This window comes from Neolewinella maritima, assembly GCF_923081025.1.
GTDB classification, from domain to species: domain Bacteria; phylum Bacteroidota; class Bacteroidia; order Chitinophagales; family Saprospiraceae; genus Neolewinella; species Neolewinella maritima.
On sequence record NZ_CAKLPZ010000001.1, the window covers coordinates 218110 to 235993 of the forward strand.

14 protein-coding genes are annotated in these 17884 nt (G+C 59.7%); 4 read left to right on the top strand and 10 right to left on the bottom strand.

Annotated elements, in window-relative coordinates; translation table 11 throughout:
* Positions 1-52: 52 nt before the first annotated feature.
* The gene (locus MJQ68_RS00955) at positions 53-1540 is read left to right on the top strand and encodes a M48 family metalloprotease (protein WP_238749098.1); all 1488 of its coding nucleotides are present in this window, start codon (positions 53-55) and stop codon (positions 1538-1540) included.
* A 6-nt stretch (positions 1541-1546) separates the two neighbouring features.
* Here MJQ68_RS00955 and MJQ68_RS00960 read toward each other — a convergent pair whose 3' ends face one another.
* From MJQ68_RS00960 to polA, 7 genes are all read right to left on the bottom strand, one after another.
* Positions 1547-4561, bottom strand: coding sequence for a glycoside hydrolase family 3 N-terminal domain-containing protein (locus tag MJQ68_RS00960; protein ID WP_238749099.1), 3015 nt, complete (start codon positions 4559-4561; stop codon positions 1547-1549).
* A 202-nt stretch (positions 4562-4763) separates the two neighbouring features.
* Positions 4764-6050 (bottom strand): serine hydroxymethyltransferase, encoded by a 1287-nt coding sequence (gene glyA / locus MJQ68_RS00965; protein WP_238749100.1) that lies wholly within the window; start codon positions 6048-6050, stop codon positions 4764-4766.
* A 255-nt stretch (positions 6051-6305) separates the two neighbouring features.
* Entirely contained in the window at positions 6306-7391 is a 1086-nt protein-coding gene (gene recA / locus MJQ68_RS00970) for a recombinase RecA (protein ID WP_238749101.1), read from the bottom strand.
* Positions 7392-7591: 200 nt separating this feature from the next.
* Positions 7592-7930 carry a nucleotide pyrophosphohydrolase gene (locus MJQ68_RS00975; protein WP_238749102.1) on the bottom strand — a complete coding sequence of 113 codons (339 nt, stop codon included), beginning with the start codon at positions 7928-7930 and terminating at the stop codon, positions 7592-7594.
* Between the two features lie 3 nt (positions 7931-7933).
* Complete coding sequence (locus tag MJQ68_RS00980) at positions 7934-8404, bottom strand: hypothetical protein (protein WP_238749103.1); 471 nt, start codon at positions 8402-8404, stop codon at positions 7934-7936.
* A 516-nt stretch (positions 8405-8920) separates the two neighbouring features.
* On the bottom strand, positions 8921-9238 hold the full coding sequence (locus tag MJQ68_RS00985) for a hypothetical protein (protein ID WP_238749104.1): 318 nt from the start codon (positions 9236-9238) through the stop codon (positions 8921-8923).
* A gap of 117 nt (positions 9239-9355) precedes the next feature.
* On the bottom strand, positions 9356-12160 hold the full coding sequence (polA, locus tag MJQ68_RS00990) for a DNA polymerase I (protein WP_238749105.1): 2805 nt from the start codon (positions 12158-12160) through the stop codon (positions 9356-9358).
* Between the two features lie 154 nt (positions 12161-12314).
* On the opposite strand from polA, the gene MJQ68_RS00995 reads away from it, so the two are divergent.
* The 3 genes from MJQ68_RS00995 to MJQ68_RS01005 all read left to right on the top strand — a co-directional run bounded on the left by MJQ68_RS00995 (position 12315) and on the right by MJQ68_RS01005 (position 13618).
* A complete protein-coding gene (locus tag MJQ68_RS00995; protein WP_238749106.1) occupies positions 12315-12608 on the top strand; it encodes a type II toxin-antitoxin system HigB family toxin in 294 nt (97 codons plus the stop codon).
* Positions 12609-12612: 4 nt separating this feature from the next.
* Complete coding sequence (locus MJQ68_RS01000; protein ID WP_238749107.1) at positions 12613-12984, top strand: helix-turn-helix domain-containing protein; 372 nt, start codon at positions 12613-12615, stop codon at positions 12982-12984.
* Positions 12985-13177: 193 nt separating this feature from the next.
* Entirely contained in the window at positions 13178-13618 is a 441-nt protein-coding gene (locus MJQ68_RS01005; protein WP_238749108.1) for an FKBP-type peptidyl-prolyl cis-trans isomerase, read from the top strand.
* A gap of 1 nt (position 13619) precedes the next feature.
* On the opposite strand, the gene MJQ68_RS01010 is transcribed toward MJQ68_RS01005, so the two are convergent.
* The 3 genes from MJQ68_RS01010 to MJQ68_RS01020 form a co-directional block, all read right to left on the bottom strand.
* On the bottom strand, positions 13620-15191 hold the full coding sequence (locus MJQ68_RS01010) for an MFS transporter (RefSeq protein WP_238749109.1): 1572 nt from the start codon (positions 15189-15191) through the stop codon (positions 13620-13622).
* Between the two features lie 107 nt (positions 15192-15298).
* Positions 15299-16642: a YfcC family protein gene (locus MJQ68_RS01015; RefSeq protein ID WP_238749110.1), complete on the bottom strand. Its 1344-nt coding sequence runs from the start codon at positions 16640-16642 to the stop codon at positions 15299-15301.
* A 62-nt stretch (positions 16643-16704) separates the two neighbouring features.
* Positions 16705-17808, bottom strand: a complete 1104-nt coding sequence (locus MJQ68_RS01020) for an adenylate/guanylate cyclase domain-containing protein (RefSeq protein ID WP_238749111.1) — start codon at positions 17806-17808, stop codon at positions 16705-16707.
* Between the last annotated feature and the right edge of the window lie 76 nt (positions 17809-17884).

The window sequence follows — 17884 nt, forward strand, 5'->3', positions numbered from 1 at the left end:
CTTCTGGTGCAACACTTGACTTCTAGCAGGGTAAACCAGTTCAGACCAACGCATGTACCTATCGCTTTCCCGCCTTTCCGTCCTAGCCCTCGTGCTATCGCTCGGCGTTCTACTCCCCAGCTGCGCAACCAATCCGGTGACGGGAAAGAAGCAGATTTCGTTCATCTCGGAAGAGAGTGAGATCCAGATGGGGCAGAGCTACGACCCGCAGGTGGTGGCTGAGTTCGGTATCTATGAAGACCCCCAGTTGCAGTCTTTTCTCAGCGAAAAGGGCAAAGAAATGGCGGCCATCAGTGAGCGGCCTAACCTGCCCTGGACCTTTCGGCTGGTAGATTCCGACGTAGTAAATGCCTTTGCCGTACCCGGCGGCTTCGTGTACTTCACGCGCGGTATCATGGCTCACTTCAATAACGAGGCGCAGTTTGCCGGTGTACTGGGCCACGAGATCGGCCACGTCACGGCGCGGCATACCGTAGCCCAGCAGAGCAAGCAGCAGCTCCTCGGTGGCGCGGCCATGGTGGGTATGATCCTTTCGCCCGAACTAGCCAGTCAGGGCGAAAGCCTGATGCAGGGTATGCAGCTCCTGTTCCTTAAGTACGGCCGCGACGCCGAGAGTCAGTCGGACGAACTAGGCGTGAAGTACTCCACCGCCATCGGCTATGACTCCAAGGAGATGGCCGGCTTCTTCAAGACCCTCGACCGCCTCAGCGGCGGTGCCGAGAATCGTGCCCCCAGCTTCCTGAGTACCCACCCCGATCCGCTCAACCGCGAAGCACGCGTACAGGAACTAACCATAGCCGCTCAGGCGGCCGATACGAAAACCGACTATGAAGTGGATCGCGACGGCTACCTGCGCCGGATCGATGGCCTGCTGTACGGCGAAGACCCCGATCAGGGTTACGTGGAAAGCGGTGCCTTCTACCACCCCGCCCTGCGCTTTCGGTTTGGTATCCCGAAGGACTGGCAACTGATCAATGCACCCACCATGGTGCAGATGGTGAGCCCTAACCAGGATGCCATGATGCAGATGCGGCTGGCACAGGGCACCGATACCCGGGCCGCGGCCGAAGAGTTCGTGACGCAGAGTAAACTACAGGTCAGCAGCTCCAGCGATCAGGCGATTAACGGACTGCCCGCTACAACCCTGGTCGGTGAGATCACTCAGCAGGACCAGCAGAGCGGACAGACCCAGAAATTGGGGGTCATCACTAGCTTCATCGCTTACGGGGGAAATATCTACATGCTTACCGGCCTGTCGGTGGCCCAGAACTTCCGCAAGTACGCCCCACTCATGGAGAACACCATCCGGAGCTTCAGTGAGCTGACGGACCAGAGTAAACTCAACCGCCAGCCCGAGCGGATCAAGATCGTCACGGTGCCCGTAGCGACTACCCTCCAGCAGGCACTACTGAACGCCGGTATTCCGCAGACGCGGCTGCAGGAGTTCTCAGTACTGAATGGTATGGAGCTAAATACACAGCTACCGGCCGGCTACCTGATCAAGACGGTGAGTGGAGGCACTAGTGGCGTGAAGCCCTAGTAGTGCTTACGGGCGCTTACCCAGGCGCGCGGTAGCATCATTCTGTCCGATAGCCGAACCGGGCTTACGAACGGTAGGAGCCGCCAGGGCGTCGTAGGCTGCCGCCTGTCCCTTGAGGCGGGTGTTCATCCGACCGAGCTTGTTGTTCTCCATACTGGGGAAGGTGCGGTTGGATAAGAACACGTACACCAGTTCTTCCTCCGGATCGGCCCAGACTGCCGTACCCGTGAAGCCGAGGTGGCCGAACGTGCGGGCGGAAGCGTCCTGCGCGATGTTTGGCGAGCGGTTCTCGTCGAGGTTCTTCATGTCGAAGCCCAGGCCGCGCCGCAGTTCGCCCGGATAACGGGTGGTAAACAGTTTGACGGTAGCGGGGGAGAGGTACTGCTTGCCCCCGTAGCTGCCCTCCTGCAGGAGCATCTGGAATAGCGCGGCCAGATCGTGGGCCGAGCCGAACAGGCCGGCATGACCACTTACTCCACCCATCATACCGGCGCCCATATCGTGGACGTGCCCCTGTACGGCGGCCATCCGGAAGTAGTTGTCGATCTCGGTGGGGGGGATGCGATCGCGGGCGATCGAGCGCAGGGGGTTGTAACGCAGGGATTCCAGCCCCATGGGGTAATAGAAGTTGCGCGCGGCGAATTCGTCGACGGTCAGGCCGCTGACCCGGTCCACCAGTTTGGCCAGGAGGTAAAAGCCCAGGTCGCTGTAGCGGTAGCGGCCGATGTTAGGCAGCGGGCTGTCGTAGATGCGTTGCCAGACGGAGTCCACGTACACCTTATTCATGAACAGCTCATCCGTGACCGGGACCACGAAGTTGCCGGTCTGTACGGTGCGGTAGTACTGGGAGCTGGGCTTAGGGTGTTTGCCCGGCCCGAGCGTGTAACGGTAGAAGGGAATCCAGCTGTGCAGACCTGCACGGTGCGCAAGTACGTCGCGGATGATGAGAGGCTCCTTATTGCTGCCGGTGAGTTCGGAGAGGTAGTGGCCCAGGGGCTTGTCGAGGTCGATCTTGCCCTCGTCTACCAGTTTCATGACGCAGAGCGTGGTGGCAGCTACTTTGGTGACGGAGGCCAGGTCGTACACATCGTTCACGCTGACCGCCCGGCTACGCGGACTATAAGTATGCCGTCCGTAGGCCTTTTCGAAGACGATCTTTCCGCTGCGGGCTACCAGGACAACCATGCCGGGGGTAGCCTTCTTTGCCATAGCATCTCTGGCGAGGGCGTCGATCCGGCTGGTGAGGCGCTCGCCGTCGATACCTACGCTCTCGGGATTACCGTAGCCCATGCGGTAGTTGGCGGTGGTTTCCAGACCGGCATTGTAGGCGGATTTCTTACTGGCCGTGACGGGTAGGCGGCCCGTGATACGGTTGGCCCCGAACAGCGCCTGGGCGGCGGCGTCCTGGGCTACCTCATCGCGGGTGTAGGCTTCCAGTACGGTACCGAATTCATCCAGGGCGGCGAGGCTGTAGGGGTTGCCGAATACGGTAAGTACAAGCTTTGCCTTGGCGTCAACTTCCCGGAGTAGTCCGAGCAGGTCGCTTGACATGGGTACTTTCTCGATGAAGCGACTGCCATCGCTGTAGAGGCTGGCGAGTACTACATCGTTCGGCTTGATGCGCTCCAGCAGTTGCTTGCGCTCGGTAGCGGTGGGGGTGCTGCCGGCAATGAGGTGGGTGAGCTGACCGTAGTCATCCAGCCGTTCCGCGAAGGGGGTAGTCTTTGCCGCTCCGATCTGGAGACTCACCAGCTTGCCGTCGGCGGGTGTCTGTACGGGGACGAGCTGTTGCTTATCACGTACCAGCGTCATAGCGGCCTCGAAGAGTTCCTGCTTGAGTGCTACGGCCCGTGCGTTATTGAGATCGGCACGCAGGTTAGCCTCCGCGGGGAAGCTGGCCTTGTCTAGTCCGAGCCGGTACTTAGACAGGAGTACCCGGCGTACTTTTTCCTCCAGACCAGCCTGGGTGATCTTCCCCTCGGCCAGGTAGCGCTTGACGGCCTTGAAGGAAGCACCGATATCCTCGGGTAGCAGGAGGATGTCAGAGCCCGCTGCGATGGCTTCCGCTTCTACTTCTCCGTCGCCGTAGTGCTTGGTGACGCCCTTCATCTCCAGTCCGTCCGTAAAGATGAGTCCGGTGAAGCCCAGCTCCTTCCGGAGTAGGTCGGTCACGATGGGCTTACTCAGGGAGGAGGGGCGATTGGGACGGGGGTCGAGTGCCGGGATCTGTAGGTGAGCGGCCATCATACTACCGATGCCGTAGCGGATGAGTGCGCGGAAGGGGTAGAGCTCGATGCTGTCGAGCCGGGCGCGGCTGTGGTTGATGACTGGGAGGTCGAGGTGACTATCGACATCGGTATCTCCGTGGCCGGGGAAGTGCTTGGCGCTGGCCAGGATGCCGTTGTCCTGCAGGCCCTTCATGTACATGTAGCCCTTGGCGGTCACATTATAGCGATCTTCGCCGAAGGAGCGGGTCGCGATGACGGGGTTGTTGGGGTTATTGTTGACGTCGAGCACGGGGCTGAAGCTCACGTTCACGCCCAGCCGGCGCATCTGTCGGGCGATCTCGGCGCCCATATCGTAGATCAGTTGGTTGTTGCGAATGGCCCCGAGTGCGAGCTGTTTGGGGTAGGAGATGGTCTGGTCGGGAAGCCGCATGCCCAGGCCCCACTCGGCGTCCATACTGACCATCATCGGCAGCTCGCTCATGCCCTGGTAGCGGTTGGTGAGCTGGAGCTGCTTTTCGGGGGTGCCCTGGAAGAAACACAGACCGCCGACGTGGTACTCCTTGATCTGCCGTTCGACGCTGGCCTCGTGATCGGCACCGAGGTCGCTGTGGGCGCGGATCATGAACAGCTGGCCGAGCCGCTCGTCTTCGCTCATGCTGGTATACACCGAATCTACCCACCGTTGCTCCGTCGTCGTAAGCTGAGAGAGGTCACCGCGGTAAACCTGCTGAGCGAAAAGGGAGGGAGCAAACTGAAGAACACAAAACAACAAGACGGTGCAAAAGACCTTCATACGACTGGGGGAGTAAGCGGGCAAAATAGGCAGGAAACCGAATGTGGTGGTAGCCATCCACAGACTAACGCGATTAATATACGTAGCGGGTATGAAAGCGAAGTTAAATATTTGGAATGCGGAGGCTACAGAAACAGGAAAACCGGGAAGCGACTCTTGCGCTTCCCGGTTCCCAATGATTCGATCGTACTGGCTGAATGACCTAGCTGACTAGCTCGCCCTCGTAGAGCGGAAAGCGTGCCATGAACTGGTGTACCTCCTGCCGGATGTTGCCGAGTAGCGCATCGTCTTCCGCATTGGAGATGACCTGGTCGATCCACGCTACGGTCTGCCGACAGTCTGCCTCCGTAAAACCGCGGGTAGTGATGGCCGCCGTGCCGATCCGGATACCACTGGTGACCATGGCCGACTTCTTGTCGAAGGGCACCATATTCTTGTTCAGGGTGATGTCCGCCTTACCCAGGGCTTCTTCCGCGTCACGGCCGGTGATCTCTTTATTGCTCAGGTCGATGAGCATGCTGTGGTTATCCGTGCCGCCGCTGATGATGTGGTAGCCGCGTTCGACCAGGGCTTCGGCCATAGCTTGGGCGTTGGCAATCACCTGCTTACCGTAGGCCTTCCAGTTTTCATTCAAGCACTCCCCGAAGGCTACGGCCTTACCAGCAATGACGTGCTCCAGGGGGCCACCCTGCATGCCGGGGAACACCGCGCTATCGAGCAACCGGCTCATCTTGATCATCGTACCCTTTTTGGTTGTCTTGCCGAAGGGGTTATCGAAGTCCTGGCCCATCATGATGATGCCGCCACGGGGGCCGCGTAGGGTCTTATGGGTGGTGCTGGTCACGATGTGGCAGTGGGGGAGGGGGTCGTTGAGCAGACCGGCAGCGATGAGTCCGGCGGGGTGCGCAATGTCGGCCAGTAGGATAGCACCTACCTCGTCGGCGATGGCCCGGAAGCGGGCGTAATCCCAGTCGCGGCTGTAGGCGGATGCACCGCAGATGATCATCTTGGGTTCGACCTCGCGGGCCTTTTCGGCCACCTTGTCCATATCGATCAGTCCCGTAGCCTCCTCTACCCCGTAGAAGTTAGCCTTGAAGTGCTTACCGCTGAAGTTGGCTGGATGGCCGTGACTCAAGTGACCGCCGTGGCTCAGGCTGAAGCCTAAGGTCTTGTCGCCGGGCTTCAAACAGGCCAGGAACACCGCCGCATTCGCCTGGGCACCGGAGTGCGGTTGCACGTTGGCGTAGGTGGCGCCGAACAGTTCACACAGTCGGTCGATGGCCAGCTGCTCTATTTCGTCTACGACCTCACAGCCCCCGTAGTAGCGCTTGCCGGGATAGCCCTCCGCGTATTTGTTGGTCAGGCAGCTACCTACAGCCTCCAGGACGGCGGCACTGGTGAAGTTTTCCGATGCGATCAGTTCGATGCCGTTGCGTTGGCGGTCGAGTTCACGGTCGATACGGTCGAAAACGGCGGAATCACGGCTCATGGGGGTGGGGATTTTGGGAGGGGTAAAGTTACGGCTTTGGTTTTAGGGTGTGGTGGTGTGGTGTGGTGTGGTGTGGGGTGGTAGGTTAAACACGGAGGTGCACGGAGGTTGGGCACGGAGTTGCACGGAGGTGGGGTAGTACAGTGGGACGCTCCGTGTACCCTCCGTGCTTTCCCCTCCGTGAACCTCCGTGTTTAAAAAAACGCCCACCCCAGAGAACCGGAGTGGGCGTCACTAATCTATACGAACTCAGCGCTAAGCATCGGCCTCAGCTACCTCAGCGTCGGCTTTCTTGCCCTTACCGTTGCGGTTGGCGCGGGCTTCTTCCTCGAGGCCCATGAGCTTGGCCTTGATCTTGGCTTCTACCTCGTCGGCTACTTCGGGGTTATCGAGCATGAACATCTTGGCGGCTTCGCGGCCCTGGGCGATCTTGGCGTCGTCGTAGCCGTACCAGGCACCGGACTTGGTGATGATGTCCTGGTCGACACCGAGGTCGACAATCTCGCCTACTTTGGAGATGCCCTCGCCGTACATGATATCGAACTCCGCGATCCGGAAGGGGGGAGCCAGCTTGTTCTTAGCTACTTTGACCTTGACGTGGTTGCCTACGACGTTGCCTTCCTTATCCTTGATGGCCGCGCCGGTACGCCGGATATCGATCCGCATCGAAGCGTAGAACTTCAGTGCGTTACCGCCCGTGGTGGTCTCGGGGTTGCCGAACATGACGCCGATCTTCTCGCGCAGCTGGTTGATGAAGATACAGCAGCAGCCGGTCTTGCCGATCGTGCCGGTCAGCTTACGCATGGCCTGCGACATCAGACGCGCCTGCAGACCCATCTTGCTGTCACCCATCTCGCCTTCGATCTCGGCCCGGGGTACGAGTGCGGCGACGGAGTCCACGACGATGATATCGACGGCACCCGAGCGGATGAGGTTTTCGGTGATCTCCAGCGCCTGCTCGCCGTTGTCGGGCTGCGAGATGAGGAGGTTGTCGGTATCTACTCCCAGGCTCTGGGCATAGAAGCGGTCAAAGGCGTGCTCCGCGTCCACGATAGCGGCGATACCGCCACGCTTCTGGCACTCGGCGATGGCGTGAATAGCCAGGGTGGTCTTACCCGAGCTTTCCGGGCCGTAGATCTCGATGATCCGTCCCTTGGGGAAGCCACCGATGCCGAGGGCTACGTCGAGCCCGAGCGAGCCGGTGGGGATGGCCTCTACATTAGCGGCCTGTGATTCGCCGAGGCGCATGATGGTGCCCTTGCCGTAGGCCTTGTCCAGCCGATCGATCGTCATCTGGAGGGCCTTAAGCTTCGCGGCGGTGTCTTTGTGGTTATCTGCCATTATCCTGTTTGTTTAAAACTGCTTTTGTTTTGCGACGCTACAAATATAAACACCTTGTTCCAACTGCACAAGCTTTTGCACGCTTTTGAGCGATAAAAAATCCGCTTATTAGCGATAAATCACGTTTTATAACTCATATGATTACAAAAAATGTTTGAAAAGTAGCCCTTGCACCTGCGGTCCCGCCCCGGTGATACATCTTACTGTAGCTTTGGATTATTCTGATGCCGCTCGGCGTCGCGGCCCGTTTTCTTGAGCAGGTTCTGCCGGAGGGCTTCGGTAAGGTTTACCCCGGTCTGATTGGCCAGGCAGATCAGTACGAAGAGCACGTCGGCTAACTCGTCAGCAAGCTGGGCGGGAGCGGTAGCGGCGTCTTGGGGGTCCTTGAAGGACTGCTCGCCGTAAAGGCGTGCCATAAGTCGTGCTACCTCCCCCGTCTCCTCCATGAGAATGGCCGTATTGGTGAGTTCGCCGTAGTAGCGTACTCCTACGGTATTGATCCACTCGTCTACGGTGGCCTGGGCCTGCTGCAGGGTCACGCCCTAGTAGGAGTTCTTGAGGGTAAAGCTGGTGCCGTTCACCTCGACCTTATCGCCGTTGTGCTTACCGCGCAGGGCCAGGTAGAGGGGACTATCGGTGGAAATACCGCGGTACTTCTTGCCGTTCACCTCAAACTCGTCGCTGGCGGCGCCTACGAAAAAGGTACCCTGGTCGGTCTCGATGATGTCGCCAAGCTGGATCTCCTCGGTAGGCTCGATCTCACTCAGGTTGGCCAGTACCCGGATGTCGTGCTGCAGCGCCTCGACGACCGAAGCGCGGGCTTCGACGCGGTTGATGCTCTGGTCTACTTTGCCGTCCTCAAACATATTCTGGACGTTGTCATTGGTGGACTCCGCCTCGTTCATGTCGGCGTTCTGCATGGCCATCATGTTCTGGTATGAGTTCTCCTTGATGGCGAGTAGTTGGGCGGCTACGGCCTCCTTTTCGGTCTGTTGTGATTCGGTAAGTTGCATGGGTACGTTTTTAGCCGCTTCAGTGCGGCGTGCTAAGTGCAACGGTAGGTTTGGGGCGCATGTTTGAGGCAAAAAAAATCCGTGAGTGCGAACTATGTCCTAACTTGCGGATTCTATCACCGGCAGTTTTATCTTTGCTGCCAACCAATCACCTGCTGCTTAGGGAAGAACCATTCGACATTCCGCTGAACTGACCATTCCGGCAACCCGGAACCGCGGCTCAGCGTAGTAGCGACTTCCTGCATGGCTTGACTATTATCGCGACTGGTGCCGACCCCCCTCGGTACCTGGATTCGCAAAATCTAAGGTCATGTCTTTTGCTGGGTTTTTGGTTAATGTTCGGGCAAGCTGGTTCATTCCGGCTTGCCTTTTTTCTTGGCCGTAGGCCAAGAAAAAAGGCAGACCTAGCTTCGCTAGGGTAGACCGCTGACGCGGAGTAGACGCGGTAGCTCTACCCGCTTTAGCGGTCTACACCCGAATGCGTCAGCGAGCGGTCTACCCCCGGCGCAGCCAGGTCTACCTTTGCTTAGCCACCCAGTCCACATGCCGCCGGATCCGCTCGTCCGCCAGTAGCAACTCCTTGGTGTAGTAGTTGCGCGCCAGCTCTTTTTCGTCCGGTATGATGCGGTGAATGCCCTTGTGACATTTGCGACAAATACTGATGCGCTGCTCCGTCATCTCCACCTTCGTAAACAGCTTCTGGAAGTACGTCTTCCGGTGCACGGCCCGCGGGATCAGGTGATGCTCCGTCAGCGGCTGCACCCGCCCACACAACTCGCACCCGCCCACCGGGCCCCGCATCCGATCCGTATAGTTCTTTCCCTTACGTGCCATACTACTTACTGACGAGCGCAGCGATCTACCCGCCGGCAGACGGTCTGACCCGCTTTAGCGGTCTAACGAGCCGAAGGCGATCTAACCCCCGAAGGGGTCTAACCAGGCCGCAGGCCCTTAATGCGCTTCTAACCAGTTTTCTCCGATTCCGGTTTCGACCACGATCGGCACGTCCAGGTTCGGAATGGCCTCACGCATCAGCTCCTCGATCAGTGGGGTCACCCGCTCTACCTCGTCGCGGGGGGCATCGAAGACCAGTTCGTCATGGACCTGCAAGATCATCCGGGTCTTAAAGCCCTGCTCGCGCAGCGCCTTGTGAATGCGGATCATCGCCAGCTTGATCATGTCGGCCGCCGTGCCCTGGATCGGGGTGTTCATGGCCATGCGCTCGGCCAGGGCTCGGGCCACGCTGCTGCGGCTGTTGATGTCGCGCAGGGAACGCTTGCGGCCCAGCAGGGTAGTGACGAAGCCTTCTTCCTTAGCCTGCTGCACCGTACCGCTCATAAACTGCTTCAGGCCAGTAAACCGCTCGTAGTAGTTGGCGATGAGTTCGCTGGCCTCGGACCGGCTGATCTCCAGCTCCTGCGTCAGGCGCGTAGCCCCGGCCCCGTACAGGATGGCGAAGTTGATCGTCTTAGCCTGGTAGCGGTGTAGCCGCGTCACCTCCTCGTAGGGTACGTCGAAGATCAGCGCAGCCGTGGCAGTGTGGATGTCCTTGCCGGTCTTAAAGGCGTCCAGCATTCCCTCGTCCTGACTCAGCGCCGCCACCAGCCGCAGCTCGATCTGCGAGTAGTCACTGGCCAGTAGTACGTGGTCTTTGTCGCGCGGAATAAAGGCCTTGCGCACCTCGGCCCCCTCCGGGGTACGTACCGGTATGTTCTGTAGGTTCGGATTGGCGCTACTCAGTCGGCCCGTCGCCGCGATGGTCTGATTGAAGCTGGAGTGGATCCGGCCGTCCTCGTTCATCAGCAAGGGCAGGGCATCCACGTAGGTGCCGATCAGCTTGCTCAGGCTGCGGTGGCGCAGGATCAGCTTGACGATCGGGAAGTCTACGGCTACTTCGGTCAGCGTCGCCTCGTCGGTCTTGAACTGCCCGGTCTTGGTCTTACTGCCCTTATACGGTACCCCCATGCGGCCGAACAGGATCTCTCCGATCTGCTTCGGCGAGCCGATATTGAACTCGGAGCCCGCCGCCTCGTAGATCTCTTTTTCGATCCGGTGCAGCTCTTCGGTCAGCGTTTTACTGTAGTTGTTCAGGAAGTCTCCGTCGACGTTGATACCCGCCAGCTCGATATCGCGCAATACCGGGATCAGTGGCGCTTCGACCGTTTCGTAGAGTTCCACCAGCCCTTCCTCCTCCAGCTCCGGCCACAGCGCGTGGTAGAGCCGCAGGGTGATATCGGCATCCTCGCAGGCGTAGTCGACGACCTTGTCGACGTCCACGTCGCGCATCGTCAGCTGGTTTTTCCCCTTACCGATCAGGTCCTTGATGGGTACCGGTTTGTAGTTGAGGTACTCCTCGCTGAGCAGGTCCATAGCGTGCCGCTTGTCGGGGTGTAGCAGGTAGTGCATCACCATGGTGTCCAGCAGCTTACCCTTTACCGGGGCACCGTAGCGTTCGAGTACGATCATGTCGTACTTGAGGTTTTGCCCCACTTTATCGACGGTCTCGTCGGCCAGGACGGGCGCGAATTCCGCTACGATCCGTTCGGCCTCCGCCCGGTCGGCGGGCACGGGGACGTAGTAGGCCTCCCCCTTGGTCCAGGCGAAGCTCATCCCCACCAGCTCGGCGGTCGTGGGGTCCACGCTGGTGGTCTCGGTATCGAAGGAGATCAGCGGCTGCTGCGTAAGTTGGTCTACCAGTGCGGCGCGCTCCTCGGCCGACTCCGCCTTATGGTAGGCCTGCTCGGTATTCTCAAAGTTCTTATCCGCTACGGCGTGTGCGGGCGCGGACGCAGGTGCGGTGTACTTCCGGGAAGGCGAACGGGGGGCGGCAAACAGATCCCCCTGGGCGGAGGCCGGTTTGCTGTCCTCCTCCAGCCCCAAGATCTCGTTAGCAATGCTGCGGAACTCCAACTCCCGGAACACGTCCGTCAGGTACTCGCGGTCGAAGTCCTCGATGATATAGGCTTTCTCGTCGAACTGAATGGGCACGTTGATGTCGATGGTCGCTAGCAGCCGACTTAGGCGGGCCTGCTCCTCAAACTCGGTGAGCCGCTCTTTATTCTTGCCCCGGATCTTGTCCTTGTTAGCCAGTAGATTCTCCATGCTGCCGTACTCGGCGATGAACTTGGCGGCCGTCTTCGGACCCACCCCAGGCACGCCGGGGATATTATCCACCGAATCACCCATCAGGCCCAGCATATCGATCACCTGTTCGGGCCGTTCGATGCCCCACTTCTTGTTAATCTCATCTACGCCCAGGATCTCGATCCCGTTACCCATGCGGCTGGGCTTGTACATGAAGATCTTCTCCTCTACCAGCTGCCCGTAGTCCTTGTCGGGTGTCACCATGTACACCTCGTAGCCCTGCCGCGCGGCCTGCTTGGCCAGGGTACCGATCACGTCGTCGGCCTCGAAGTTGGGCACGATGATGGTGGGGATCTTAAAGGCCTGCAGGATCTGATGCACGTACGGGAAGGCCACACCGATGTCCTCCGGCTGCTCTTCCCGGTTGGCCTTGTAGTCGGCGGCTAGCTCGTTGCGAAAGGTCGGCCCATCCGGATCGAATACCACCGCCAAGTGCGTAGGCTGCTGGTTCTTCATCAGGTCCCACAGCGTGCGCGTGAAGCCGTGCATCGCCGAGGTGTTGATCCCCTTGGAGTTGATCAGGGGCCGGTTGATAAAGGCAAAGTGGGCACGGTACACCAGGGCGTGGCCGTCGAGCAGAAAAAGGCGTTTGTCGGTAGCGGGATTGGGCATGGGGCGAAGATAGGGGAGGGGCCTCAGTAGGTGGCTGCATCTTCCGATCGCTAGGGAGACGGTAGCTACGCTAGACAGAGAATGAATTCTACCAGCTATTAATAGTTCTCATTCAGAGAACTTTATCTACCTTCCGCCGGTATAGCTATAGTTTATGAGAATCATCGCTAAGCGGACGCTCCGTGAATATTGGTCCGCTGAGCCAGCGGCCGAGCAGGCCCTCAAGGATTGGTACCAAAGGGTGAAAGCGGCAAACTGGGCAACGCCCAATGATGTGAAATCCTTTCAGGCGAGTGCAAGCCTAGTCGGAGATAATCGAGTCGTATTTAATATCAAAGGGAACACCTACCGACTCATCGTAAGAATAAATTATGAGCGCGCTACCGTTTTTATAAAGTTTATCGGTACACACCGCGAGTACGATAATATTGATGCAACCAAAGTCTAATCTAATGAATGTCAAGCCAATACGGAACGAGCAGGAGTACGATACGGCACTGGCCCGGCTCGACGAGATCTTCGATGCGCCCTCCAACACAGCAGCGGGCGACGAAGCCGAAGTACTCACCCTTATCATTGAATCCTACGAAGCGAAGCACCACCCCATTGCCCCTCCCGATCCCATTGAAACCATTCGCCTTCGTATGGACGAACGGAACATCAAACAGAAAGACCTGATCGGAATCATCGGAGGGAAGAGCAGGGTGTCAGAAGTACTCAATCGCAAAAAGCGACTTACGCTCGACATGATCCGCAGGCTCCACGATGCCCTCGACCTACCCGTAGAAGTACTGGTGACGGACTACGAATTGAATACTCAATAAGTGTTGCTTACTAGAGGCTGGACAGCGAAGGGCTAACCGCACTGAAATCATCAGCAGTTCATGCGCTTTAACAGCTGAAGGATTTCCAGCAGCGCGTGCTCTAGAAGTGGCTTAACCCGATCTGATTTACCCATCCGGCTACTCTTCTACAAACCCCGCACCCGCGCACCCGCCCCACTACTACAATTCCACCATGAAAAAACCCACCAAGGCCAAACTACGCCAGCGCTCCGCCGACCGCACGGCCTTCGCCCTCCAGCAGCGGGAAGCCTTCCTTGCCGGAGAGTTGGAGGTCACCTATACCGACTCCGGTCTGGGCTACGTCCTCCATGCGGAGGGGGAGGGGGCTCAACCCCGGGCGGGTAAGAACGTGGAAGTGCACTACGTGGGGATGCTGAAGGATAAGCCCGAGGTATTCGATGAATCCTTCGGCAATATCCGGGGTGCCCGCTTCGTGCTCGGCACCGGCCAGGTCATCCCGGGCTGGGACGAAGGGATCGCCCTGCTACAGTGGGGCGACGAGGCCACCCTCATCATTCCGAGTAAACTGGGCTACGGACCCAAGGGGCGCGGCCAGGGCATCCCCTCGAACAGCGACCTGCTGTTCTACGTGGAGATCGCTTCGGTGGGCTAGGCTACCGGACCTCCTCCAGCAACTGCCGCTCGACGGAGCCGCCCTGCGCCCGCAGCCACTCCTCGAAGGCGCGTACCTGCCCCTCGTCCTCGCGGGTCACGTGGCGGGCATGGCGCTGCAGCTGACTCCAGCTAGCCTCCATAAAGGCCTCGATCAATTCGTCCTGCCGGCCGGCTTCGCGGTACAGCCCCCAGCGGAGGGCACCGGCGCGGTACCGCTTGGGTTTGAGGGACTGTATACGCCCGGCAGCCTCCCGCGGATCGGCCTGCCCCAGCCGGTAGTGAATGCGCGTCATGACCCACCCGCTGTGCTGCTCATCCTCCGGAGGTATACAGGTCGTATCGGACACGGCGCGCAGATCGGCCTGCTCCGCCTGGTCGAGCTGAAACCGCAGTCCCAGCGGCGCCAGGATAGCCCCCGTACCCGCCGCCAGGTAGTGCGCCATCTCGATGCTGGTCACGTCGGCCAGCCAGCCCCAGACCGCGCTGCCCAGTGCAATGGCCCCCGACATCGCCATAATGAAGTAGGCCATCCCCCGCGCGCCGAACCACTTCGGCAGGGCGTACTGCGCCGAGGTGATCAGACTAGTGAAGGCGCTTTGCCAGCACATACCGCAAACGAAGGCGGCCGCCAGTGCGATCTCGGTCCGGGTAGTGTAGCCCAGCGCGGCAAGACCGACACCGAGTACGATGGATACGGCCACGGTCAGGTGATTGGAGCCGAAGCGGTCCGTGAGCCAGTTGCTGACCAGGCCGGCCACCACCGCGCCCAGACCCGCCGCGCCGACCAGGTAGCCGTACAGGTCCGCCCCGCCGCCGAGCCGCTCCTTGGCCACTAGTGGCAGCAGCGCCCAGAGTGCGCCGGCGCTCACGAAGAAGACCAGCGACCGCAGGACGCTATTGTACAGGGCCGGCGTGTAGCGCAGGAAACGGATCGAATCCATCATGGCCAGACCGAGGGGTTCGCGGGGCAGCGTGTCCGCCTCGTCCTTGTCCTGCCGCCAGAAGTAGATCACGGCGACCACGGCGGCAAAGGACAATCCGTCGATCCAGAACGGCAGGTCGATGCTGAAGCGCGCGATCAGGATACCGGCCAGCACCGGACCCACGGCCCGACTCAGATTAAACGAAATACTAGCTGCCGCCATCGCCGTACGTAGCTCATCGCGCTCTACCAGCTGCGGGATGATGGCCGAGAGCACCGGCCGGGCAAATGCCGCCCCTGCACCGTTTAGCAGGGTAAACAGCAGCAGCAGGTTCACCGAAGCCAGCTCGAGGTACACCAGGTAGGCAAAGGTCAGGGTATTGACGATCAGGAACAGCTGGCTGTAGATCACCACCCGCCGCCGGTCGAACAGGTCGCCCACCGTACCCGCCGGTACGGCCAGCAGCAGCATGGGCAGCAGGGCGGCGGTCTGCACCAGCGATACGGAGAGCGCCGAGGAGCCTAGGTCCGTCATCAGCCAGCCGGCCGCAATGGCAAACAGCCAGGTCCCCACGTTCGACACGAAGGTGGCGAAGACGAACAGCAGGAAGTAGGTATTCTTTAGCGGGGTAGCTTTCTGGTCGGGCACTGGCAGAGCTTAGTCTGCTAAGACACGCTACCGAGCACGGTGGTTCAGGACTTCTGTATGAGCATTTGTGGCGGGGCCGCAGGTGCGGTGAATGTCTCCCCCCAGATTCAACTGTACCCGATCGCCACCGCCACCAATAGACCCAGCCAAGCCCATACGAGCAAGACACCGGTCAGCGGAAGTATAAACCGCAACCAGCGATCGAAGGGTACCCGGCATACGCCCAGCATTGCTACCAACCCACCCAGGGAGGGATTGAACAGGTTCGTGACTCCATCGCCGATCTGAAAGGCAAGAATGGAGATCTGCGGACTCAGCTCCAGTGCCCGCCCCAGGGGGATCATCACCGGCAGCGTAGCCAAAGCTTGCCCCGAGCCGCTGGGAATGAGCAGGTTGATACCACTCTGCCCGATCGACATGCCTACGGCCGAAGCGTAGGTGGGCAGACCATCCAGCGCCTGGGCCAGTCCGTAGCTGATCGTATCCTGGATCTGCCCCTGCTCCATGATCACCTTCACCGTAGCCGCCATGCCGATGATGAAGGTGGCCGGGGCCATTTCTGCGATGGACTTCAGGGCCGCCTCACTGAATACCTTAGCGGATAGCCCGCTGGTCAGACCGCACACCAGCGTCACGATCAGAAAAACCGCCGAGATCTCATTGATCCCGAAGCCCAGTCGGAACACCCCGAACAGCACGGCCCCCAAACCCGCCAGGAATACCCCCAGCAGCCACCAGTTGCGGGCGCTGACGCGGTAGTCGGCCAGTGGCTGGGAGAGTGCCAGACCGGTGGTGTCGAGCCCGCGCCCGATGCCGCTGTCCGGATCGGTCAGTAGTCGGCGGTAGTAGCGCACGTTGTATACAGCAGTCAGGGCTACGGCCCCGAAGCAGAGCACGCTGCGCAGTGCCCAGCCGCTGAAGAGCGGTAGTCCGGCAATGTCATGCCCGATGCCCACGGTGTAGGGATTGATGGGACTGAGCCCGAAGGCAACGGTCATACCCCCCAGACTCACCCCGGCTGCCAGGACCAGGTCGCCCCCCAGCGCCAGCACCACGACCACTGCGATGGGTACCGTGGCAATGTTGTTTTCGTAGCCCACCATGACGCCGAGCAGGGCGTACATGAAGGTGAGCAGCACTAGCAGGAGTTCCGACCGCTCTGTGCCCATGCGGAAGACCAGCCGGCCGACGGCGTTCTCGATGGTGCGCGTACGCTCCAGCACCGAGAACATCAGCGCACTGGCCAGACAGATGAAAATGACCGGCGTAGCCAATCGGTACCCCTCCGGGAAGGCGCGGAACATCTGGAAGAATCCCACTGGGCTAGGGGCTACCTCGGCGTAGCTATCCGGCACCACCCGCAGCCTGCCGCCTACCTCGATGCGCTCGTACAGTCCGGCGGGCAGCAGGTAGGTCAGCACCGTCACTACGACGATGATGGCAAAGAGCATGATGAGGGGCGGGGGGATGCGTTTGATGGGGTAAACCTACGGTACGGGAAGGATAATAAATCTTAAGCAGCGATCGCTACATCCTCCGTAGTGTATAGCATGACCGTGCCGGCCTTTCCCCGCAACCGCTGCTCTTCCAGAAAGACGGTATGGTGACGGACCCGCTCGGATAGCTCCCGCACCACACATTCTGAGAGCAACAGGTCCGTGTTGTAGTGACCGCACAGGGCCATGATGCGCGCCGTGGCATTGAGCACGTCACCGGTGAACACGATCTTCTTCTTGGAAAGACCAATCTCCCCAGTCGTGACGTGACCGCAGTGGAGGCCGGCCTTGAAGGTGGGGGCTACTCCGTAGTTGGCCAGATAGTACGGCCGGCGCCGCTCCAGCTCCTGCCGCATGGCAAAGAAGCAGCGGAGGCAGTTGTCTGCATGGATGCCCTCCCGGTAGGTCCAGGAGATGACCACCTCGTCACCTACGTATTCGTGCACTTCACCCAGGTAGCGGGTGATGGCCGGCGAGAGATCGTCGTAGTAATCCTTTAGCAGATCGAAGTAGCGCAGGTGCCCTAACTGCTCGGCGATCGTAGTGCTCGACGTCATATCCGCGAAGAGGAAAATCCGGGCTTCCTCCCGGGGCCGGTGGTAGCGACCCGTCAGGAAGTTCAGCAGGTTAGCATGGCCCAGGTGCTGACCGATCTGTGCGTAGAAGATCGCCAGTGCGATGGTCGTTCCCAATTGCAAAGAAGTGCTGAGGTGGGTCCGGCTGACCAAGTAAATACTCAATTTGTCCCGCACATCCGGGTGCAGGGGCGATTGACCCAATTCCATGGCAGCCGCGACCGGATAGACCAGCACGATCAGTATGTGCATCAGAATCAGGTAGATAACCAGCTTGTACACGATCATCTCAACCAGCGTCCGGTGCCGGAATAAACCGCTCAGGAGGTATAGCTCAACGTAGCCGATCAATAGTCCGATGATACCCATAGCGGCTACACCAAACAGGTAGATGCCCGGTGTAGGATCTATGGCGGAAACCGGTAACTCGGCATCCGGACCCAGCACCGCAGCGTCGATGGCGAGAGTGACAATACTGGATAAGCAGAACAACAGACCGAAGGGGAGTAGCTGCCCCCACTGCTTGCGGACCTTGGGCGATAACATAGCGGCGTACTTGAGTGCAGTAAGTACGGCCAGGCCGTAGGGGAGGAGCAACTGAATTCTACCACCGTGTCATAAC

Bases quoted from the DNA above. Each gene is read 5' to 3' on its own strand.
- MJQ68_RS00960 (WP_238749099.1), bottom strand. From the start codon at position 4,561: ATGAAGGTCTTTTGCACCGTCTTGTTGTTTTGTGTTCTTCAGTTTGCT.
- MJQ68_RS00995 (WP_238749106.1), top strand. From the start codon at position 12,315: ATGAGAATCATCGCTAAGCGGACGCTCCGTGAATATTGGTCCGCTGAG.
- MJQ68_RS00980 (WP_238749103.1), bottom strand. From the start codon at position 8,404: ATGCAACTTACCGAATCACAACAGACCGAAAAGGAGGCCGTAGCCGCC.
- glyA (WP_238749100.1), bottom strand. From the start codon at position 6,050: ATGAGCCGTGATTCCGCCGTTTTCGACCGTATCGACCGTGAACTCGAC.
- MJQ68_RS01000 (WP_238749107.1), top strand. From the start codon at position 12,613: ATGAATGTCAAGCCAATACGGAACGAGCAGGAGTACGATACGGCACTG.
- MJQ68_RS01020 (WP_238749111.1), bottom strand. From the start codon at position 17,808: ATGTTATCGCCCAAGGTCCGCAAGCAGTGGGGGCAGCTACTCCCCTTC.
- polA (WP_238749105.1), bottom strand. From the start codon at position 12,160: ATGCCCAATCCCGCTACCGACAAACGCCTTTTTCTGCTCGACGGCCAC.
- MJQ68_RS00985 (WP_238749104.1), bottom strand. From the start codon at position 9,238: ATGGCACGTAAGGGAAAGAACTATACGGATCGGATGCGGGGCCCGGTG.
- recA (WP_238749101.1), bottom strand. From the start codon at position 7,391: ATGGCAGATAACCACAAAGACACCGCCGCGAAGCTTAAGGCCCTCCAG.
- MJQ68_RS00955 (WP_238749098.1), top strand. From the start codon at position 53: ATGTACCTATCGCTTTCCCGCCTTTCCGTCCTAGCCCTCGTGCTATCG.
- MJQ68_RS01005 (WP_238749108.1), top strand. From the start codon at position 13,178: ATGAAAAAACCCACCAAGGCCAAACTACGCCAGCGCTCCGCCGACCGC.
- MJQ68_RS01015 (WP_238749110.1), bottom strand. From the start codon at position 16,642: ATGCTCTTTGCCATCATCGTCGTAGTGACGGTGCTGACCTACCTGCTG.